Genomic DNA, 19,368 nt, shown 5'->3' on the forward strand with positions numbered 1-19,368 from the left:
ACCACGACTTCAGCGTGAATAGCGCTTCTCCCACTCGGCGGTGATGCGCGTCATCCAGCTCGGGTGCGGCTCGAGCAGCGGCGAGCCGAGTTCGGCGTTGGTCGGCAGGCCCGGCATGCCGGCCTTCGGCGCGAACATCGCGCGCTGGCTGGCCGGCACCTTCGCCAGATCGAGCACGGTCAGGTTGCCCCCCCAAGCCGGGTCCTGTGCGCGCGCCTGCGTGGCGGGTTCGAGCAGGAAGTCGGCGACGACCAACGCGGCTTCCTTGTGCGCGGCGTTGTACGGGATCGCGACGAAACTCGTGTTGCCGATCGTGCCCCTGGCCATCACGAAGGTGCGCGCGCCGGGCGGCAGCGTCTGGTTCGCGATCGACACGGCCGCCTCGGCCGGGTCGAAGGCCATGTGGATGTCGATCGCGCCGTCGTTCATCAACTGGCGCTCCGCGGGGCCGGTTTCGGGGAACTCCCGGCCCGCCCGCCAGAGCGAAGGTCGCAGCTGGTCGTACCAGGTCCACAGCGGCGCGGTAACCGGTCCGAAGCTGGCGTCGGTCACGGGCTGCTGCAGCACCGACGGATCGGGCAGCAGGTCGTAGAGGGCCTGCTTCAAGAAGGTGGCGCCCAAGAAGTTGCGCACGGTCGGGTGCGTGACGCGCCCGGGGTGCTGGCGCGCGAACGCCAGCAGCGCGGGAGCAGAGGTCGGCATGTCGGCGAGCTTGTGGCGGGCGCTGTCGTAGATGTAGACGAACTGGGCCAGGCGCCAGGGCGCCGCCATGCCGTCGATCGGCACGGTGAAGTCAATCAGGTTGGAGCGCTTGTGTTCGGTGTCGACGTAGCGGTAGTTGGGCAGCGACTGCGTGATCGGACCGTAGAGCAGTCCCTGCGATTTCATCGCAAGAAAATTCGGGCCGTTGATCCAGATCAGGTCGACGCTGCCATTCGCGTTGCGGCCCGCGCTCTTCTCCGCCACCACACGCGTGACCGCCTCGGCGGTGTCTTTCAGCTTGACCTGGCTGACTGTGACGCCGTAGCGCCGCTTTACTTCGTCGCCGACCCAGGCGATGAACGCGTTGGTGCGCTCGTCGCCGCCCCACGCGTTCCAGTAGACCGTCTGCCCCTTAGCGCGCGCCAGAATGTCCGGCCATGGCCGGCTTTCTGGCGCCGCGTTGAGGGGCGCTGCCGCAGCGAGCATGGCGGCGAGAAAGGCGGTGCGGACGATGTTGGGAATCATGGTGGGGAGGAATTCTGGTTGCGCTGGATGTGTTCTTCGGCAGAGCCGGGACGCACCGACGTCGCGCCGAGAAGAGCACGCGTCAGCGCTGGCTCGACTGCTCGAAGCGCTTGGTGAAGTCGCTCATGCGAGATCGGTTCTTACTGAAGTCGAACAGGCCAAACAGGGAACGCGATCGAAAACTGATGAATTGGGCCACCGCGTCGATTCTGAAATCGACCTCGTCCCTGAACCCGACCGGCGTCGTGAAGACCAGCTGCAACCCGAGCGGATCGGCACGGACAATGCTGGCCTCGGGAAAGGTCGCCACGGTGGCCCGGAGCAGTTCCAGCGCTTGCGCCTGTGTGCCGGCAAATCTGAGCGGCATCGGGTCGCCGGTCTCCTGCGAGCTCACGCAGTTGCTTGGAATTGTGCACGTGAGCTGAGCATTGCCGAACACTGTCGAAGCACTCCCACCCAGCAGGACCACCAGTGCCGAGATCCCGCACGCAGACGTCAGTCGAACAAAGTTGAGTGCAAGTGTCATGTCTTAATCGAACATCAACCCGACCCGCAGCCCAAAGAACAGCAGGTTGAAGCTGCGCGTATAGCGCAGATACGGCATTCATTCTGACCGTAGATTGAATGACGTGCACCGCGCAGTTCGACGAGCGACTGCCTCACTGCTTCACGACCGGCTGCAAGGGGTCGATAGCGTTCGTTCCTTCTGGCCGAAACTTGAAAGAGGCAAGTTGACCGAATTCGCCATTCGCACAGCCAGCCCCGCCACCCATAATCGTTTTCCCCCCATCGACAACTGAAACCCTTCGTTGTCGCGGCGCAGTGCGCTCCGTACCGTGTGGTCTTGTTGAACTTTCGGCGGACCCGCCACCATGCGCACACTGCCTCTCGCTTCTACTCGCCGCGCGCTGCTCGGCCGCATCACCAGCACCCTGTTCGCCGTCGCACTGACCGGCGCGAGCACGCTGGCCAGCGCTCAACCCAAGACCGAAACCCTGCGCATCGGCTATCAGAAGAGTGCGAGCCTGTTCGTGCTGCAGAAGGCGCAGGGCACGCTCGAAAAGCGCCTGGCGCCGCTTGGCGTGGACGTGCGCTGGGTCGAGTTCCCGGCCGGGCCGCAGTTGCTGGAAGGGTTGAACGTCGGCTAGGTCGACATCGGTCATGTGGGACGCGATCGAGCAACGGGTGCTTCAGCGTGTGCTCAGCCGGCCGGGCGAAGTGCCCGAGCTGGTGGCGGCGGCTGTGCCCGCCGGTGCGTGGCGCTGGGCCATCTGAGGCTTGCGCGTCTTCTGCATATGCATCGGTGATTTGATTCGTTCCCCGATGCAAGGCGCGTCCATAGCATGGGCTCAGACGGTCGGAACACCGGCCGATGAACCATCAAAGGACGCTTCTCTCATGACGACGGCTCGAACCTTTCTTCGCACCGCGGCCACGCTGGCACTCGCCGCCGCAGCCGGCCTGGCGGCCGCCAAAGACATCACCTTGCTCAACGTGTCTTACGACCCCACGCGCGAGCTCTACCAGGACTACAACGCCGCGTTCGCCAAGTACTGGAAGGCCAAGACCGGCGACAACGTGAGCGTGAAGCAGTCGCACGGCGGTTCGGGCAAGCAGGCCCGCTCGGTGATCGACGGCATCGAAGCCGACGTGACCACGCTGGCGCTGGCCTACGACATCGACGAGATCGCCGAGCGCGCCAAGCTGTTGCCGGCCGACTGGCAGAAGCGCCTGAAGCACAACAGCTCGCCCTACACCTCGACCTACATCTTCCTGGTGCGCAAGGGCAACCCGAAGGGCATCAAGGACTGGGGCGACCTGGTCAAGCCCGGCGTGTCGATCATTACCGCCAATCCCAAGACCTCGGGTGGTGCGCGCTGGGGTTACCTGGCCGCCTACGGCTACGCGCTGAAGCAGCCGGGTGGCAACGACGCCAAGGCCAAAGAGTTCGTCGGCAACTTGTTCAAGAACGTGCCGGTGCTCGACTCGGGCGCGCGCGGTTCGACCGTGACCTTCGCCGAGCGTGGTATCGGCGACGTGTTGCTGGCCTGGGAAAACGAAGCCTGGTTGTCGCTGAAGGAATTCGGCAACGACAAGTTCGACATCGTCTACCCGCCCACCAGCATCCTGGCCGAGCCGCCGGTGGCCGTGGTCGACAAGGTGGTCGACAAGCGTGGCACGCGCGAGGTGGCCAACGCCTACCTCGAATACCTGTACAGCCCGGAAGGCCAGGAGATCGCGGCGCGCAACTTCTACCGGCCGATCGACGCGACGGTGGCGGCCAAGTACGCGAAGAACTTTCCGAAGGTCTCGCTGTTCACGATCGACGAGGTGTTCGGCGGCTGGGCCAAGGCGCAGAAGACGCACTTCGCCGACGGCGGCGTGTTCGACCAGATCTACACCAGGAAATAAGGCTCGTCGCCTGCGAGTGCGAGGTCGGCCAGCCACTGCGCGAAGGCCGCCTCCTGGTCCGCCTTCTCCAGACGAAGCAGGGCCGAAGGGTGGAATGTGACGAGCACGCGCAGCCCGTCTTCGCGCGTGATCCATTGCCCGCGTTCGTGTGTCACGGCCACGTGGCGCCCCAGGAGCGCGCGCGCCGCGGTTGCGCCGAGAGCGATGGCGGCATCTGGTTTCACGATGGCGATTTCACTTTCGAGCCAGTGCAGGCAGGCCGCGGCCTCCTGCTGTGCCGGGGTCTTGTGGATGCGGCGCTTGCCGCGCAGCTCGAACTTGAAGTGCTTGACGGCGTTGGTCAGGTAGAGGCGGTCGCGTGGCCAGCCGAGTTGTTGCAGCGCGCGGTCCAGCAACTGGCCCGCCGGGCCGACGAAAGGGCGGCCCTGCAGGTCTTCGCGGTCGCCAGGCTGTTCGCCCACGAGCATCAGCCGCGCGTGCTCGTTGCCTTCGCCGTGCACGGCTTGTGTGGCGTGCGCGCCGATGGCGCAGCTGCGGCAGAGTTCGGTCGTGCTGCGCAGTTCGGCGAGCGAGCCGGGCGTATGCACGACGACGGGCCGCGCGTCGACCGCGAGCGCCTTCGACAGGGCAGGGCGGCGCCGCGCCGGCTCGCTCGCGGCTTGTTTGACCATCGTGCGTTCGCGTTGCGCGGCACTTGCCGCGAGCGGCTGGATCAACACGGCTTCGGGCAGGTTCTTCCAGTAGCGGCGCGGCATTTCCTTCTGCATCATCGCGAGCTTCAGGCGCGCCGGGTTGAAGATGCTCGCGTAGTAGGTCAGCCACAACTGTTCGGCCGCGTCGGCCGGTGGCGCTTCGCTGCGGTCGGCGCCGGGGCCGAAGCCGAGGGCTCGGCCGTCCCAGTGCACGCAGCGCTCGGGCGTGAGGATGGCCCAGCGCATCTGCGCGAACCGGCGAGCGAAGAAGGGCGCGGTGGCTTCGACGATGTGGTGCTCGGGCTCGAACCAGGCCACGTGCTGCGGCGCTTGCCCGTCGGCGAACGCGAGCGGGCGGAAGCGCACGAAGGCGGTCATCTTGTGCATGTCTCGCCGCACGGCGCGTGCCATCAACTCGAGCTGCTGGCGATCGGCGTCGAGCGGGTCGTGGCGCAAGCTGCGCTCGTGCACCAGGCGCCACAAGTAGCGGTAGAGCAGGCCGAAACGGTTGGGGTCGGAATGCAGCCCGGCACGTTCCGCGACCGGCACGAAGAGCGCAGGCACCTTGACGAGCGAGGCCTGCTCGTCTCCGTTGGTTGTGTCGTCGACGTCAGGCCGATTGCCGAACAGGTCGGGCTCGGCGCGTGTGGCCACGCGCCACTCGAGTTGTGGTGGTTCCACACCGTCGATCAGGCCCTGGCGCGCGTGCCGGCGAAACCCTTCGAGGTCGGTTTCGTCGGCGAGCCAGGCCGTTCGCCCGGCGCTCGGCTTCGTCACGCTCACACGCCGAACAGCGTTCGCTGACGTGGCTGCGGCCTCAAGCGCGTGGCCAGGTCGGCGGCGTCGAGCGGCGTGTCGCGCGCGCCGTGCCCCGGCAGCGTGACGAAGGGCAGCACGTTCTTCAACGCCACGTTGAGCCGCGACAGATCGTCGATGCGCAGCGTGCGAACGCGCCGCGCCTGCAACAAGCGCTTGACCGAGGTGGTGCCGAGCCCCGGCACGCGCAGCAGCACTTCTTTCGGCGCACGGTTCAAGTCGACCGGAAAGCGCTCGCGGTGCGCGAGTGCCCAGGCGAGCTTGGGGTCGATGTCGAGCGCGAGCATGCCGCTGGCCTCGCCGACGATCTCGTCGTGTGCAAAGCCGTAGAACCGCATCAGCCAGTCGGCCTGGTACAGCCGGTGCTCGCGCACCAGCGGCGGCTGCGCCATCGGCAAGGCCCGCGACGCATCGGGGATCGGGCTGAAGGCAGAGTAGTAGACCCGCTTCAGGCCGTAAGAGCCGTACAGGTTGGCGCTCGCCGAGAGGATGCTGCGGTCGTCTGCCGCGTCGGCGCCGACGATCATCTGCGTGCTTTGCCCTGCGGGCGCAAAGCGCGCGGGTTTGGCACGGCGCGGCGCCACCGCCATCTGCGAAGTTGCAGGCGCGGGCTTCGCCGCGGCCTTGGCGTCTTCGATGTGGATGCGCAGGCGCGCCATCGACCGGCGGATCGCCTGGCCGTCTTTTTCGGGCGCGAGCGCGAGCAGGCCTTCGTTGGTCGGCAGCTCGATGTTGATGCTCAGGCGGTCGGCGTAGCGCCCGGCGCGCGCGAGCAATTCGGGGCTGGCCTCGGGGATCGTCTTCAGATGGATGTAGCCGCGAAAGTCGTGCACCTCGCGCAGCACGCGGGCCACTTCGACCACCTGCTCCATCGTGTGGTCGGCGCTGCGGATGATGCCGCTGCTGAGAAACAGGCCCTCGATGCAGTTGCGACGGTAGAAGTCGAGCGTGAGTTGCACCACTTCATCGACCGTGAAACGCGCGCGCTCGACATTGCTCGTGACGCGGTTGATGCAGTACAGGCAGTCGTAGAGGCAATAGTTGGTCAGCAGCACCTTCAGCAGCGAAATGCAGCGGCCGTCGGGCGCGTAGCTGTGGCAGATGCCGGCGCCCTCGGTCGAGCCGATGCCGCGCCCGCCGCGTGAGTCGCGTTTTGTGGTGCCGCTCGAGGCGCACGAGGCGTCGTACTTGGCTGCATCGGCCAGGATCGCGAGTTTGCGTTGAGTGTCCAAGGTGGGTGCCCAATAACTGTATGAATATACAGTGACAGCGACACCGCACGTGGCGCATGGATTTGTTGCCAAGCGTCTGCCAGAAGGCCCGAGGCGGCGATTGCCGCTACGATGAAACATCCCCTGAGCGTGTCGTCAACCATGAACTTCTTGTGGCCCCAGTTGCTGTGGTTGATGCTGGTGCTGCCGCTGCTGCCGGCGTTCTACCTCTGGCTGCTGCGCCGGCGCGGCAAGCCAGCGCTGCGTTACAGCAACCTCGACGTCGTGCGCGCCGCGGCCAGCAACCCGTGGCGGCGGCACGTCCCGCCGGTGCTGCTGCTGCTGGCCTGTGGCTTGTTGTTGTTCGCGCTGGCGCGCCCGGCCGCGCCGGTGACGCTGCCGTGGGCCAGAACGACCATCATGCTGGCGATGGACGTGTCGCTGAGCATGCGCGTGGCCGACGTCCAGCCGACCCGAATGGCCGCCGCGCAAGAAGCGGCGAAGATGTTCCTGCGCGAACTGCCCCGCAACATCGATGTCGGGCTCGTCACCTTCGCCGGCAGCACCCAGGTGGCGCAGCAGGCCACGCTCGACCGCGAGTCGCTGGTCGGCGCGATCGATGCCTTTCAGATGCAACGCGGCACGGCCATCGGCAACGCGATCGTGATGTGCCTGTCGGAGCTCTTTCCCGAGCACGGCATCGATCTCGGAGACATGACCTTCGGGGCACGAAAGATGGCGACCCGCGCCGGTGAGAAGGAAAAGCCGTCGCCGAAGGCGATTGAACTGGTCGCGCCGGGCTCCTACGCCTCTGCCGCCATCATCCTGCTGAGCGACGGCCGCCGCACGATGGGAATCGACACCTTGCAGGCGGCGAAGATGGCCGCCGACCGGGGCGTGCGCATCTACGTGGTGGGCCTGGGCGTGGTCGACGGCGAGGCGTCGATGGACGACGGCATGGCCATGTACATGAAGCTCGACGAACCCACGTTGCGCGAAGTGGCCCGCATGACGGGCGGCGAATACCACCATGCCGGCACGGCAGAGATGCTGCGCAGCGTCTACCGCGACCTCGGTTCGCGCATGCAGATGCAGAAACGCGAGACCGAACTCACCGCGTTGCTGTCGTTGCTGGCGGCGGCCTTCGTGGTGGCCGCGGCCTTGCTGTCGGCGCGCTGGTTCGGGCGCATCGCCTGACCGTTCAGCTGGCGCGAGCCGCCGGGTGAGGGCGCTTGCCGGCGGGGGCAGCCTTAGTCAGTTTGCTCATATGCAAGTTGATTTTGAGTCGTTTGCTGTGGGTGAAGGCGTCTCTAAGATGCGGCGCTTCGCCTCCTGCGGCCCAGACGTCTTCTCATGCGCACCCCCAACCTGCTTCTTTCGACCCGCCGCACCGCTTTGCAACTTGCCGCCGGCACGGCGCTGTTCGGCCTCGGCGGCATCGCGCGCGCCGCGAGCCAGACTTTGCTCAACGTGAGCTACGACGTGTCGCGCGAGTTCTACAAGGACTACAACGCGCTCTTCGCAGCCTACTGGAAGAAAACCGCGGGTGACGACCTCACGTTGAACCAGTCGCACGGCGGCTCCAGCAAGCAGGCGCGCAGCGTGGTCGACGGGCTCGAGGCCGACATCATCACGATGAACCAGGCCAACGACATCGACGTGCTGCACGACCGCGGCAACCTGATCCCGGCCGACTGGGCCAAGCGCCTGCCCGACAACGCGTCGCCGACCACCTCGACCTCGGTGATTCTGGTGCGCAAGGGCAACCCGAAGCAGATCCGCGACTGGGACGACCTGGGCCGCGCCGGCATCTCGGTGATCATCCCGAACCCCAAGACCTCGGGCAACGGCCGCTACACCTACCTGGCTGCGTGGGGCGCGGCGCTGAAGAAAGGCGTGAACCCGGCCGCCGCGCAGGCGCTGGTGCGCCGCATCTTCGCCAACGTGCCGGTGCTCGACGGCGGCGGGCGCGCCGCCACCACCACCTTTGCCCAGCGCAAGCTCGGTGACGCGCTGGCCACCTTCGAAAGCGAAGTGCCGCTGATCCTGCGCGAGTTCGGCAACGACTTCGAGGCGGTGTACCCGAGCTGGAGCATCCTGGCCGAGAACCCGGTGTCGATCGTCGACAAGGTCGTCGACAAGCGCGGCACGCGCAAGGCCGCCGAGGCTTACCTGAAGTACCTGTGGTCCGACGAAGGCCAGGAGCTTGCCGCAAAGCACAGCCTGCGGCCACGCTCGGCCAAGGTGCTCAGCAAGTACGCGAAGCAGTTCCCCAAGCTGCAGCTCTTCACCGTCGACGAACTCTTCGGCGGCTGGAAAAAAGCGCAGAAGGAGCACTTCGACGACGGTGGTCTGTACGACCAGATCGTCGCCAGCGCCAAGCGCTGAAGGCGCGCCGTGTTCCTTTCGCGCACCCTGCTCAAGCGGCACAGCGTGCTGCCGGGCTTCGACCTGGCGCTCGGTTTCACGCTGCTGTACCTCGGGCTGATCGTTCTCGTCCCGCTGTCGGCGGCCTTCCTGAAAACATTCACGATGACCTGGCCGGCGTTCTGGGACGCCGTCACGTCGCCGCGTGTGCTTGCCTCGTACCGCCTGACCTTCGGTGCCTCGCTGGCAGCCGCCTTGCTGAACGCGGTGTTCGGGCTGATCGTCGCCTGGGTGCTGGTGCGCTACGAATTCCCGTTCAAGCGCATCGTCGATGCGCTCGTCGACCTGCCTTTCGCTTTGCCCACCGCGGTGGCCGGCATCGCGCTCACCGCGCTGTACGCAGCCAACGGGTGGATCGGCCAGTACCTCGCAATGGTCGGCATCAAGGTTTCGTACACGCCGCTGGGCGTGTTCGTGGCGCTCACCTTCATCGGCCTGCCGTTCGTGGTGCGCACGGTGCAGCCGGTGCTCGAAGACCTGCAGAAGGAACTGGAAGAAGCGGCGGCCACGCTCGGCGCGAGCCGGGCGCAGACCTTCACCCGCGTGATCCTGCCGATCCTCACACCCGCGTTGCTCACCGGCTTTGCGCTCGCGTTCGCGCGTGCCCTCGGCGAGTACGGCTCGGTCATCTTCATCGCCGGCAACATGCCGATGATCTCGGAGATCACGCCGCTGCTGATCATCACCAAGCTCGAGCAATACGACTACCAGGGGGCGACTGCGATCGCCGTCGTCATGTTGGTGGCCGCCTTCGCCATGCTGCTCGCGATCAACCTGCTGCAGGCCTGGGCGCGCAAGCGGCAAGGGCGCTGAACACACCATGTCGAGCACCACCACCCTGGCCGCAGCGCCCGCCGTGCGCCCGTCCATCGCCCCGCGAATGGCACTGGCCCCCACCGCCGAGCCGCCCTGGGTGCGCCGCGCGCTGATTGTCGTGGCGCTCTCGTTCCTTGCGTTCTTCCTGTTCGTGCCGCTCGCGGCCGTGTTCTTCGAAGCGTTCAAGAAAGGCTGGGGCGTGTACCTCGCGGCCATCACCGAACCCGACGCGGTGTCGGCGATCTGGCTCACGCTGATCGCCGCGGGCATCTCGGTGCCGCTGAACCTGGTGTTCGGCATTGCCGCGGCCTGGTGCATCGCCAAGTTCGACTTCCGCGGCAAGAACGTGCTGCTGACGCTGATCGACCTGCCGTTCTCGGTGTCGCCGGTGATCGCCGGCCTGATCTACGTGTTGATCTTCGGCCTGCAGGGCTGGTTCGGCGAGTGGTTGCGCGACCATGACCTGAAGGTGATCTTCGCGGTGCCCGGCATCGTGCTGGCCACGGTGTTCGTGACCTTCCCGTTCATCGCGCGCGAACTGATCCCGCTGATGCAGGCTCAAGGCCAGGAGCAGGAAGAAGCGGCGCGCGTGCTCGGTGCCTCGGGCTGGCAGATGTTCCGGCGCGTCACGCTGCCGAACGTGAAATGGGCGCTGCTCTACGGTGTGATTCTCTGCAACGCGCGGGCGATGGGCGAGTTCGGCGCCGTCAGCGTGGTCTCGGGCCACATTCGGGGGCAGACCAACACGATGCCGCTGCACATCGAGATCCTCTACAACGAATACCAGTTCGCTGCGGCCTTCGCGGTGGCGTCGCTGCTGGCGCTTCTGGCGCTCGTCACGCTGGTGCTGAAGTACGCGGTCGAGCAGCGCGTCAAGAATCAGAAGCGCAACGCTTCGGGAAGAAACGAATGATGGGCACGCCATGAGCATCGAAATCCGCAACCTGAACAAGCGCTTCGGCAACACCGTGGTCTGCGACAACCTGAACCTCGACATTCCGTCGGGCGAACTGGTCGCCTTGCTCGGGCCTTCTGGCTCGGGCAAGACCTCGCTGCTGCGCATCATCGCGGGGCTGGAACGGCCCGATTCCGGCTCGGTGCTGTTTCACGGCGAAGACGCCACCTTCGACGACGTGCGCGACCGCCACGTCGGCTTCGTGTTTCAGCACTACGCGCTGTTCGGCCACATGAGCATCTTCGAGAACGTGGCCTTCGGCCTGCGTGTGCGCCCGAAAGCCACACGGCCCAGCGAGTCGCAGATCAAGAGCAAGGTGATAGAGCTGCTCAAGCTCGTGCAGCTCGACTGGCTCGCCGACCGCTACCCGCACCAGCTCTCGGGCGGCCAGCGCCAGCGCATTGCGCTCGCACGGGCGCTCGCGGTCGAACCCAAGGTGCTGCTGCTCGACGAGCCTTTCGGCGCGCTCGACGCGAAGGTGCGCAAGGAATTGCGGCGCTGGCTGCGGCGCTTGCACGACGAGATGCACGTCACCAGCGTGTTCGTCACCCACGACCAGGACGAAGCGATGGAAGTGGCCGACCGCGTGGTCGTGATGAACCAGGGCCGGATCGAGCAGGACGGTGCGCCCGACGAGGTCTACGACCACCCGGCCACACCGTTCGTGCTGCAGTTCCTCGGCGACGTGAACCTGTTCCACGGCCGCTTCGGTCACGCGCCCGGCTCGTCGGGTGCGTCGAAGGATTCGCCGGGCGGTTCGGCGTCGGCTGAAGACGTGAGCTATGTGCGCCCGCACGAACTCGAGATCGTGGCCGAGCCCCAGGAAGGCACGCTCGCCGTGACGCTGTCGCAGGCACTCACTGTCGGGCCACAGACGCGCATCGAGTTCAAGCGGCAGGACGACGGCAGCTACGTCGATGTCGAGATGACCCGCAGCGACTACACCGCGTTGCGCGAGCGCCTGGGGCTCACGAACGGCAGCCTCGTGCACCTGAAGCCGCGCCGCATCACGCGCTTTTCGGCCGGCGCCAGCGCTCGCGAAGAAACCGAACTCGCCGACCCGGCGGCGATGATCTAAAGCTCGATGCGCGTGCCCGGCGCGGTGGCCATCGCCCGCTCCACCACCTCACGCTTCAGCGATGACGCGAAGGTCTCGATGAAGTCGTAGACATAGCTTCGCAGGAAGCTGCCGCGGCGCACCGCGAGCTTGGTGAGGTTGATCTCGAACAGGTGGCGCGCGTCGATGGCACGCAGGTCGCGGTCGCGCTCGTCGTCGAACGCGATCGAGGCGACGATGCCCACGCCCAGGCCCAGGCCCACGTAGGTCTTGATCACGTCGGCGTCCATCGCGGTGATCACGAGGTCGATCTCGATGCCGGCCTTGGCGAAGGCCTCGTCGAGGTGGGTGCGCCCGGTGTAGCCGGGGTTGTAGGTGATGATGGGGTACTCGGCCAGCCGCTCCAGCGTGAGCGGCGCGCCGTCGAGCAAGGCATGGCCTGGCGGCACGATCACGCTGTGCGTCCAGCGAAAGCAGGGCAGCGCGACGAGCGCGTCGTAGGTGGCCAGCGCTTCGGTGGCGATGCCGATGTCGGCCTCGCCCGAGATCAGCATCTCGGCCACCTGGTCGGGCGTGCCCTGGTGCAGGTTCAGGCCGACCTGCGGGTAACGCTGGCGAAAGTCGCGCACGGCGCCGGGCAGGGCGTAGCGCGCTTGCGAGTGGGTGGTGGCGATCGAGAGCCGCCCCGAAGCCTGCTGCGTGAACTCTTCGCCGGCGCGCTTCAGGCTCTCGGCATCGTTCAGCATGTTCTCGATGATCGGCACGATCAACGCGCCGACCTCGGTGAGCGAGGTCAGGCGTTTACCGGCGCGCACGAACAGGTCGACACCGAGCTCTTCTTCGAGTTCGCGGATCTGCCGGCTCACGCCCGGCTGCGAGGTGTGCAGCACCTTGGCCACTTCGGTGAGGTTGAAGCCGCAGCGCAGCGCTTCGCGCACGGAGCGCAGCTGTTGAAAGTTCATGGGGTCACGAAGGGCGGGCCAGAGTCGCCGCTGGAACACGGAACAGCGCAGTATCCCGAGAGATCATCGAACAGGGAAGCAAGGAATAGTGCTTTCCTTATTTGAAACACTCATATGGAACACCGCCCTTGGGCGGTGCAGGGCCGCTGGGCGGCGGGCTCGCCTTCAGCCGTGGGCCGGGCAGAGCACCCCTTCGAGGGCCGGCCGCACGTAAAGGCCGGCCACGTTGTCGAGCGTCGCAGTCGGAGCCCAGCGGTGCAGTTCGGCCGCAGCGTTCACAGCCGCGATGGCCGAGAGCGCGGCGATGCCTGGGTCGAGCGGGCGGATCGAGCCGTCCATCATGCCGTCGACGAGCAGGCTGGCCATGCGCTCGGTGAGGCGGCTGAGCGTGAGGTGCACGCGTTCGCGTTGCGCCTGGTCGGGCAGTGCGCTGACCGCCGTGCTGCGCAGCAGCGGGCCTTCGGCGGAGAGCTGGAACCGCACCAACGCACGTGCCACCGCGCCAGCCCGGTTCCAGCCGCTGCCGGGGCCGCCTTCCGCCCGTGCCAGGGCCTGTCGCATCACCGCGAAGCTGCGCTGGAAGCATTCTGAGATCACGTCGTGCTTGTGGTCGTGGTGGTGATAGAACGAGCCTTTGGTCAGGTTGAGACTGGCCGCGATCTTGTCGACCGAGGCACCGCGGTAACCCTGTTCGTTGACCAGCACCGTGGCAGCGCGCAGAAAGGACTCCGAGGTGCTGTCGGCGCCGCTCGCGAGCTGCCAGGCGCTTTCGCCTTCGGTCGTTTGCCAGGCCGCGCCGGGCGCCGCGATGCCGTGCAGCAGGATGTCGCTGACGTGGTCGGCCACACGCGGGTAAACGTCGGTCTCATGGCGCCCGATCCACGAGCGCACACCGTGCGCGACCGACAGCACGATGTGGCCACGCGCGTTCAGGTCGTCGCGCGCGAGCAGGCTCGTTTCTGCGCCTTTTAGCAAACCGCGCACGCGCCTGAACATCGCCGTGTAGGCGGCGAACACTTCGGTCGTCTGCGTGTCGGGCAGAGCACGGATGTCGTTGAAGTGCACGATCGGCGTGTGCCGGCCAGCGTCGATGTCGGCCAGCAACTGCGCATGGAGGCGAAAGAAGGCTTGCACGCGCGTTGCCACGCCGGGCTCTTTCGCAGCAGCAGCGGCGAGTTGGTCGAAGGCCGCGATCGAGCGCAGGAAACACGCCGTCGCCAGGTCTTCTTTCTTGCGGTAGTAGTAGGTCACGCTGTTGGTGACCAGACCCACGCTGGCGGCGATGCCCGAGAGCGTGGCGCCTTTCACCCCCTGATCGTTGAACAGGGTCGCCGCCGCCGACAGGATCGCTTCGCGCTTTTCCTGGTAGCGCGGGGTCTGCGGGCTGGGCAGCGGTGAGGCGGTCATCGGCGGGTATGGTGAAACGAACTGCTGTCGGAGGGAACGTTATCGAACAAAGGGTATGTACCTAACATTCAGTCAGCACCATAGCAGATAACTGGAGTCTTTCCACGATTGGAAAATGCAGTTTGCCAGAGTGCAAGTGCCTCTGCTAAGGTTGCGCGCTGGAAGGAGCCCTCGATGTCCTTGTTTTCCCTCGACGGCCAGGTCGCCGTCATCACCGGTTCCTCGCGTGGCATCGGCCGCGCCATTGCCGAGCGCATGGCCGAGCACGGCGCGAAGGTCGTCATCTCGTCGCGCAAGCCCGAGCCCTGCGCCGAGGTGGCGGCGGCGATCAACGCCACGCACGGTGCCGGCCGTGCGGTCTCGATCCCCGCGAACATTTCGTCGAAGCACGACCTGATGCATCTGGTGGATGAAAGCACGCGCCAGCTCGGGCGCATCGACATCCTCGTCTGCAATGCCGCTTCGAACCCGTACTACGGGCCGATGGCCGGCATCGAAGACGACCAGTTCCGCAAGATCCTCGAGAACAACGTGATCGCCAACCACTGGTTGATCAACTTCACGGCGCCGCAGATGCTGGCGCGCAAGCAGGGCTCGATCATCATCGTCTCGTCGATCGGCGGTTTGCGCGGGTCGCCGGTGATCGGTGCCTACAACGTCTCGAAGGCGGCCGACTTCCAGCTCGCGCGCAACCTCGCGGTGGAGTACGGCCCGAGCAATGTGCGCGTGAACTGCATCGCGCCGGGGCTGATCAAGACCGACTTCGCCAAGGCGCTCTGGGAAGACCCGCAAGCGCTGAAGCAGCGCACCTCCAGCACGCCGCTGCGCCGCATCGGCGAACCCGACGAGATCGCGGGTGCGGCGATCTTCCTCGCCTCGAAAGCCGGCTCGTTCGTGACCGGCCAGGCCCTCGTGGTCGACGGTGGCGTCACGATCTGAAGGCTGGCCATGAACAACCTTGTCTTCGAACGATCCGGCCTCGAGGTCGACACGCCGCGGCGCTCGCCGCTGCTGTTGCCGGCGTCGAGCCGGCCCGTGCACCCGGGTCTGCGGCCGGAAGAAAGTGCGGCCATTCGTTCGGGTGCGTGGCTGTCTACGTTGTCGGAATCGCTGCGCCAGGCCATCCTCGGCCGCGCGCGGGTGCGCCAGCTCGCGGCCGGCACGCCGATCGCGCAGCGTGGCGACGTGCCGGCCCACTGGGTCGGTGTGGCCAGTGGCGCGGTGCGGCTCGGGTCGGGTTTGCGCGACGGGCGCGACTTCACGCTCGAATTCGTCGGCCCGAGCCAATGGTTCGGGGACATCGAGCTGATCGACGACCGGCCGCTCGACCTCGACCTCGTGGCGCATGTGAACTCGACCGTGCTGATGGTTTCCAAGGCCGACCTGCAGCACCTGATCGGCAGCTTCGACGAACTGCGCGACGCCTTGCTGCGTTTGAACTGCCAGCGCCTGCGCCACATGCTGCGTCGCTTCGAAGAGCTGCAGACGCTCTCGCTCACGCAACGCCTGGCGCGCCAGGTGCAGCGCCTGGCGCGCCAGTTCGGCCGGCCGATGGCCGGCGGCGTGAGCATCGAGCTCGGCGTGACGCAGGGCGACCTGGCGGCGATGGTCGGCGGCAGCCGGCAGCGTGTGAACCGGGCCTGGCGCCAGATGGACAAGCTCGGCATCGTGCGGCTCGGCCATGCACGCCTGCTGGTGATCGACGAGGCTGCGCTGGCGGCGGTGGCCGACGGGCAAACCGCACTGCCTGACGCGCTCGGCAGCCCGACGGGCGGCAGCTGAGCGCAGAGCGGCTCGCATGCAGTGGCCGCCCGCGTGAAAAGCATCATCAAGCCCGCTGGTGCATCGGTACAGCCGCGGGCAGCCGAGGCCCACAATTCCGCCCGCACGCTTGTCGTGTGCTCTTGACCGATCGGTTCTGCTCCGACGCCGACGACCTACAGACGGGAGATTCCATGCTGGCATTTGGCCGAATCGCCGCGCGACTCGTTCGTGCGCTGATCCTCGTGACCGCAACGATCGCTGCAGGCGCCGCGCAGGCCCAGGACATCGTCGTCGGCCAGATCGGCCCGTTCACCGGGCTGCCGTCTCCTGACGCGAGCGAAATCAACGCCGGCGTGAAAGCCTACTTCGACCAGGTCAACGAAGCCGGCGGCGTGCGCGGCCGCAAGATCACCCTGTTCACACTGGACGACCAGTTCAAGGGCGATGTCTTCGCCGAGCGCTTCAAGGAAGCGATGGCGCGCAACCCGATCGCCTTGATATCCCCGATCGGCTCGGCGGCACTCAGCAGGCTGTTGAAAGACAAGACGCTCGACCAGGCCGACATCGTGATCGTCAACGCGATACCCGGCACCGAAGCCTTCCGCAGCCCGGGACACTCCAAGCTCTTTCATTTGCGCGCTGGTGACAAGGCACAACTCGACCGCATCGTTCAGCACTGCAAGACGCTGGGTGTGTCGCGGTTGCACGTGTTGCACCAGGACCTTCCGATCGGCGTTTCGGCTGCAGCCGGTGTGCGCGAGACTGCTGCAACGCTCGGCGGTCTGGCCATCACGGCCACGCAGTCCAAGCACGACGACGCGTCATTGCTGGCGGCGGCCACCGAGTCTGCCAAAACCGATCCCCAGGGTGTGCTGGTGGTTGGCAGCCCTAAGTTCATGGCCGACGCCACACTGGCTCTGCGCAACGCCGGCGTGAAACGCGCGGTCTTTGCGCTGTCCTATCTGGCCACCCCACTTGCGGTGAAGGTGATCGGCCTCGAGGGCGCGCGTGGCGTCGCCATCACGCAGACCTTTCCGAACCCGAACGGCCCGAATCTGCCCGTCCAGCGCGAGTTCCAAGCCACCATGCGCAAGTTCAGCCCGAAGATCGAGAGTTACTCGCCGTTCCACTTCGAGGGTTATCTGTCGGCACGCGTGCTCGTTGCGGCCTTGAAGAAGGTGAGCGGGCCCATCACCCCGGCGGCCGTTGCAACCGCGCTGCATGAGATCGGTGTCCAGGACTTCGGGGGCTTTCGCGTCGACTTCACCAAGGGCAACACTGGCGGCAACTGGGTCGACATCGGCGTTGTCTCCGCCAGCGGGCGGTTGGTCTACTGACGGCTGGCAGCGGTCGTCAGCGAGCGACCAGCATCTCCATCACCCTGGCGCGCAGGCGGCGCATGCCACGGAGCCAGCGGTCGTAGTCGGCCGTCTTGCGCTGCAGGAAGGTCAGCACCTCGGCGTGCGGCAGCACGAGGAAGCGCTCTTCGCGCATTGCGTCAACTACCGCGGCCGCCACCGCTTCCGGCGTGACCGCATCGGCGCCCAGGAAGCTGTGGGCGCGCTGGTTGCCGTCCTTGCCCAGCAGCATCGGCGTGAGCACACCTTGCGGGCACAGGCAGCTCACGCGGATGCCCTTGTCGCCATGGGCGATCGAGAGCCACTCGGCGAAGCCGACGGCGGCGTGTTTGGTGACGGAGTAGGGCGCCGCGTTGACCTGGCTCAGCAGCCCGGCGGCCGAAGCCGTCTGCACGAGATAGCCCTCGCCACGCGCAATCATCTGCGGCAGCACGGCGCGCGCCGCGTACACATGGGCCATCAGGTTCACGTCCCAGTGGCGCTGCCATTCGGTGTTGCTCGCGTCTTCGTCGGCGCGCGCGATGATGCCGGCGTTCGAGCAGAACACGTCCACCTGGCCGAAACGTTCGGTGGCGGTGCGCACGAGTTGCTGCATATCGGCTTCCGACGCCACGTTCACGCCCAGCCCCAGGCCGCCGATCGAGCGGGCCACGGCCTCGGCACCGGCGGCGTCGAGGTCGGCCACGACCACGGCACGTGCGCCTTCTTGGGCGAAGCGTTCGCACAGCGCCTTGCCGATGCCCGAGGCACCGCCGGTGACGATCACGACCCTGTTCCTGATGTCCATGCGTGTTGCTTTCGTTCAGGCCGGGGCGGCCAGGTCGAGCCCGCGCGGTGTTGTCACTTCGCGGCCAGGCCCAGGCGCTCGATCAGGGCCTTGTCCTTGGCGAAGGTCTCGCGCGCCCAGGCGGCGTATTCGTCGCCGCTGCGGTACCAGGCGTCCTGGTTGAGCTGGTCGAGCAGCTCGACGTGCTTCGGGTCTTCCATCGCCTTCTTGAAAGCGTCGTGCAGCGTTTTCATCACCGCCGGGTCCATGCCTTTCGGGCCCACCAGGCCATAAGGCGAGTTGCCGACCACGTTGAAGCCGAGTTCCTTGGCGGTGGGCACGGCGGGCCAGCGCTTGGTGCGCTTGTCGCCGAACGTGACGAGCAGGCGCATCTGCCCGCCGTCGACGAACTTGTCCCAGCCACTGGCGTCGCTCGCGGCCATCACGTGGCCACCGAGCAGGGCCTGCATGAGGTCGGCGTTGCCCTTGAAAGGCACGTGGTTGAACTGCACTTTGGCGTTGGTGCTCAGTTCTTCGAGCAGCAGGTGCGGCGAGGTGCCGATGCCGGTCGAGCCGTAGTCGATCTGGCCCGGCGCCTTGCGGGCGGCTTCGACGTACTCGGCGAAAGTCTTGTGCGGCGAGTCGGCCTTGACCACAAAGCCGAAGGTGTAGCCCGACACGCCGAGGATGAAGCTGAAGTCGGTGAGCGGGTTCCAGAGCGTTTTCTGCATGTGCGGGATGCGCAGCATGCCCATCGGGAACTGGGCGATGGTGTAGCCGTCAGGCTTGGCATTGAGCGCCATGTTGCCCGGGCCGGTGGTGCCGCCACCGCCGGGCTGGTTCTGCACGATCACGTTCTGGCCGAGGTGCCTGCTGGCGATCTCGGCCAGCGTGCGCAGATGGCGGTCGGTGGAACCGCCGGCCGGCCAGGGCACGATCAGAGTGACCGGCTTGGTCGGGTAGGCCTGGGCGAAAGCGTTGCCCAAAGGGGCCAGCAAGGTGGTGGCCAAGCCGGCGCAGAGCAGCGCGCGGCGTGAATTCAGGAGCGGTCGGAAGGTCATGGGCATTCGCGGCAATCAAAACGGCATGATTGCGCGGGCCCGCGGGGCTGCACAAGCGGGTCAGCCCGGACGACTTGTCACCTCGGTGACCGGGTGCCGCCCGTCAGGTGGGGCCGGGCAGGGGCACTGGCTCTCCCTCAGGCGGCGCAACCACCGGGTCGATCGAGGCGATGTTCTGCGCCAGCTGACCCTTGGGGCCTTGAACCACTTCGAAGCTCACGCGGCCGCCTTGTTTGAGGGTTCGGAACCCTTCCATCTGGATCGCGGAAAAATGGGCAAACACGTCTTCACCACCGGCTTCGGGTTCGATGAAACCGAAACCCTTGGCGTCGTTGAACCATTTGACTGTTCCGGTGGCCATGGCGAATCTCCATGCTGTGGCGCGGCCCGTTGTCGCCTGGGCATTCTCGCGCCGCGCGAATTCGGCTGTCAAGAAT

General features: G+C 66.5%; 18 protein-coding genes and 1 pseudogene. 10 read left to right on the forward strand and 9 right to left on the reverse strand.

Annotation, left to right across the window (positions count from 1 at the left end; all coding sequences use genetic code 11):
* Positions 1-9: 9 nt before the first annotated feature.
* Together AC30PD_RS02020 and AC30PD_RS02025 are read right to left on the reverse strand one after the other, a co-directional pair.
* Positions 10-1,227 (reverse strand): ABC transporter substrate-binding protein, encoded by a 1,218-nt coding sequence (locus AC30PD_RS02020; protein WP_489533963.1) that lies wholly within the window; start codon positions 1,225-1,227, stop codon positions 10-12.
* Positions 1,228-1,309: 82 nt separating this feature from the next.
* Positions 1,310-1,753: a DUF1499 domain-containing protein gene (locus tag AC30PD_RS02025; protein WP_489533964.1), complete on the reverse strand. Its 444-nt coding sequence runs from the start codon at positions 1,751-1,753 to the stop codon at positions 1,310-1,312.
* Between the two features lie 346 nt (positions 1,754-2,099).
* Here AC30PD_RS02025 and AC30PD_RS02030 point away from each other — a divergent pair.
* Both AC30PD_RS02030 and AC30PD_RS02035 read left to right on the forward strand, forming a co-directional pair.
* Positions 2,100-2,372 (forward strand): annotated as a pseudogene (locus AC30PD_RS02030) (sulfonate ABC transporter substrate-binding protein); the annotation flags it as partial.
* 253 nt (positions 2,373-2,625) lie between these two features.
* Complete coding sequence (locus AC30PD_RS02035) at positions 2,626-3,639, forward strand: sulfate ABC transporter substrate-binding protein (protein ID WP_489533965.1); 1,014 nt, start codon at positions 2,626-2,628, stop codon at positions 3,637-3,639.
* Here AC30PD_RS02035 and AC30PD_RS02040 read toward each other — a convergent pair.
* Both AC30PD_RS02040 and AC30PD_RS02045 read right to left on the reverse strand, forming a co-directional pair.
* Positions 3,624-5,108 (reverse strand): UdgX family uracil-DNA binding protein, encoded by a 1,485-nt coding sequence (locus AC30PD_RS02040; RefSeq protein ID WP_489533966.1) that lies wholly within the window; start codon positions 5,106-5,108, stop codon positions 3,624-3,626. The genes AC30PD_RS02035 and AC30PD_RS02040 overlap by 16 nt on opposite strands.
* Positions 5,109-5,110: 2 nt before the next feature.
* On the reverse strand, positions 5,111-6,379 hold the full coding sequence (locus tag AC30PD_RS02045) for a putative DNA modification/repair radical SAM protein (protein WP_489533967.1): 1,269 nt from the start codon (positions 6,377-6,379) through the stop codon (positions 5,111-5,113).
* Between the two features lie 141 nt (positions 6,380-6,520).
* On the opposite strand from AC30PD_RS02045, the gene AC30PD_RS02050 reads away from it, so the two are divergent.
* The 5 genes from AC30PD_RS02050 to AC30PD_RS02070 all read left to right on the forward strand — a co-directional run bounded on the left by AC30PD_RS02050 (position 6,521) and on the right by AC30PD_RS02070 (position 11,634).
* Positions 6,521-7,555 carry a VWA domain-containing protein gene (locus AC30PD_RS02050; RefSeq protein ID WP_489533968.1) on the forward strand — a complete coding sequence of 345 codons (1,035 nt, stop codon included), beginning with the start codon at positions 6,521-6,523 and terminating at the stop codon, positions 7,553-7,555.
* Between the two features lie 156 nt (positions 7,556-7,711).
* A complete protein-coding gene (locus AC30PD_RS02055; protein ID WP_489533969.1) occupies positions 7,712-8,746 on the forward strand; it encodes a sulfate ABC transporter substrate-binding protein in 1,035 nt (344 codons plus the stop codon).
* 9 nt (positions 8,747-8,755) lie between these two features.
* The gene (gene cysT / locus AC30PD_RS02060; protein ID WP_489533970.1) at positions 8,756-9,598 is read left to right on the forward strand and encodes a sulfate ABC transporter permease subunit CysT; all 843 of its coding nucleotides are present in this window, start codon (positions 8,756-8,758) and stop codon (positions 9,596-9,598) included.
* A gap of 7 nt (positions 9,599-9,605) precedes the next feature.
* Positions 9,606-10,514: a sulfate ABC transporter permease subunit CysW gene (gene cysW, locus AC30PD_RS02065; RefSeq protein WP_489533971.1), complete on the forward strand. Its 909-nt coding sequence runs from the start codon at positions 9,606-9,608 to the stop codon at positions 10,512-10,514.
* A 10-nt stretch (positions 10,515-10,524) separates the two neighbouring features.
* Entirely contained in the window at positions 10,525-11,634 is a 1,110-nt protein-coding gene (locus tag AC30PD_RS02070) for a sulfate/molybdate ABC transporter ATP-binding protein (protein ID WP_489533972.1), read from the forward strand.
* Here AC30PD_RS02070 and AC30PD_RS02075 read toward each other — a convergent pair.
* Positions 11,631-12,575 carry a CysB family HTH-type transcriptional regulator gene (locus AC30PD_RS02075; RefSeq protein ID WP_489533973.1) on the reverse strand — a complete coding sequence of 315 codons (945 nt, stop codon included), beginning with the start codon at positions 12,573-12,575 and terminating at the stop codon, positions 11,631-11,633. The genes AC30PD_RS02070 and AC30PD_RS02075 overlap by 4 nt on opposite strands.
* 165 nt (positions 12,576-12,740) lie before the next feature.
* A complete protein-coding gene (locus AC30PD_RS02080) occupies positions 12,741-13,982 on the reverse strand; it encodes a TetR/AcrR family transcriptional regulator (protein WP_489533974.1) in 1,242 nt (413 codons plus the stop codon).
* 174 nt (positions 13,983-14,156) lie between these two features.
* Between AC30PD_RS02080 and AC30PD_RS02085 the strand changes: the two genes are divergently transcribed.
* From AC30PD_RS02085 to AC30PD_RS02095, 3 genes are all read left to right on the forward strand, one after another.
* Positions 14,157-14,921 carry an SDR family oxidoreductase gene (locus tag AC30PD_RS02085; protein WP_489533975.1) on the forward strand — a complete coding sequence of 255 codons (765 nt, stop codon included), beginning with the start codon at positions 14,157-14,159 and terminating at the stop codon, positions 14,919-14,921.
* 9 nt (positions 14,922-14,930) lie between these two features.
* Positions 14,931-15,764, forward strand: coding sequence for a Crp/Fnr family transcriptional regulator (locus AC30PD_RS02090; RefSeq protein WP_489533976.1), 834 nt, complete (start codon positions 14,931-14,933; stop codon positions 15,762-15,764).
* A 173-nt stretch (positions 15,765-15,937) separates the two neighbouring features.
* The gene (locus tag AC30PD_RS02095; RefSeq protein WP_489533977.1) at positions 15,938-17,083 is read left to right on the forward strand and encodes an ABC transporter substrate-binding protein; all 1,146 of its coding nucleotides are present in this window, start codon (positions 15,938-15,940) and stop codon (positions 17,081-17,083) included.
* A gap of 16 nt (positions 17,084-17,099) precedes the next feature.
* On the opposite strand, the gene AC30PD_RS02100 is transcribed toward AC30PD_RS02095, so the two are convergent.
* The 3 genes from AC30PD_RS02100 to AC30PD_RS02110 all read right to left on the reverse strand — a co-directional run bounded on the left by AC30PD_RS02100 (position 17,100) and on the right by AC30PD_RS02110 (position 19,292).
* Positions 17,100-17,891: an SDR family oxidoreductase gene (locus AC30PD_RS02100; protein ID WP_489533978.1), complete on the reverse strand. Its 792-nt coding sequence runs from the start codon at positions 17,889-17,891 to the stop codon at positions 17,100-17,102.
* A 53-nt stretch (positions 17,892-17,944) separates the two neighbouring features.
* Entirely contained in the window at positions 17,945-18,931 is a 987-nt protein-coding gene (locus AC30PD_RS02105; protein ID WP_489533979.1) for a tripartite tricarboxylate transporter substrate binding protein, read from the reverse strand.
* A 103-nt stretch (positions 18,932-19,034) separates the two neighbouring features.
* Positions 19,035-19,292 carry a cold-shock protein gene (locus tag AC30PD_RS02110; protein ID WP_489534115.1) on the reverse strand — a complete coding sequence of 86 codons (258 nt, stop codon included), beginning with the start codon at positions 19,290-19,292 and terminating at the stop codon, positions 19,035-19,037.
* Positions 19,293-19,368 lie beyond the last annotated feature (76 nt).

This window comes from Rhizobacter sp., from assembly GCF_032229685.1.
GTDB lineage: Bacteria > Pseudomonadota > Gammaproteobacteria > Burkholderiales > Burkholderiaceae_C > LMDS01.

Bases quoted from the DNA above. Each gene is read 5' to 3' on its own strand.
- AC30PD_RS02020 (WP_489533963.1), bottom strand. From the start codon at position 1,227: ATGATTCCCAACATCGTCCGCACCGCCTTTCTCGCCGCCATGCTCGCT.
- AC30PD_RS02025 (WP_489533964.1), bottom strand. From the start codon at position 1,753: ATGACACTTGCACTCAACTTTGTTCGACTGACGTCTGCGTGCGGGATC.
- AC30PD_RS02035 (WP_489533965.1), top strand. From the start codon at position 2,626: ATGACGACGGCTCGAACCTTTCTTCGCACCGCGGCCACGCTGGCACTC.
- AC30PD_RS02050 (WP_489533968.1), top strand. From the start codon at position 6,521: ATGAACTTCTTGTGGCCCCAGTTGCTGTGGTTGATGCTGGTGCTGCCG.
- AC30PD_RS02055 (WP_489533969.1), top strand. From the start codon at position 7,712: ATGCGCACCCCCAACCTGCTTCTTTCGACCCGCCGCACCGCTTTGCAA.
- cysW (WP_489533971.1), top strand. From the start codon at position 9,606: ATGTCGAGCACCACCACCCTGGCCGCAGCGCCCGCCGTGCGCCCGTCC.
- AC30PD_RS02070 (WP_489533972.1), top strand. From the start codon at position 10,525: ATGAGCATCGAAATCCGCAACCTGAACAAGCGCTTCGGCAACACCGTG.
- AC30PD_RS02075 (WP_489533973.1), bottom strand. From the start codon at position 12,575: ATGAACTTTCAACAGCTGCGCTCCGTGCGCGAAGCGCTGCGCTGCGGC.
- AC30PD_RS02080 (WP_489533974.1), bottom strand. From the start codon at position 13,982: ATGACCGCCTCACCGCTGCCCAGCCCGCAGACCCCGCGCTACCAGGAA.
- AC30PD_RS02085 (WP_489533975.1), top strand. From the start codon at position 14,157: ATGTCCTTGTTTTCCCTCGACGGCCAGGTCGCCGTCATCACCGGTTCC.
- AC30PD_RS02090 (WP_489533976.1), top strand. From the start codon at position 14,931: ATGAACAACCTTGTCTTCGAACGATCCGGCCTCGAGGTCGACACGCCG.
- AC30PD_RS02095 (WP_489533977.1), top strand. From the start codon at position 15,938: ATGCTGGCATTTGGCCGAATCGCCGCGCGACTCGTTCGTGCGCTGATC.
- AC30PD_RS02100 (WP_489533978.1), bottom strand. From the start codon at position 17,891: ATGGACATCAGGAACAGGGTCGTGATCGTCACCGGCGGTGCCTCGGGC.
- AC30PD_RS02105 (WP_489533979.1), bottom strand. From the start codon at position 18,931: ATGACCTTCCGACCGCTCCTGAATTCACGCCGCGCGCTGCTCTGCGCC.
- AC30PD_RS02110 (WP_489534115.1), bottom strand. From the start codon at position 19,292: ATGGCCACCGGAACAGTCAAATGGTTCAACGACGCCAAGGGTTTCGGT.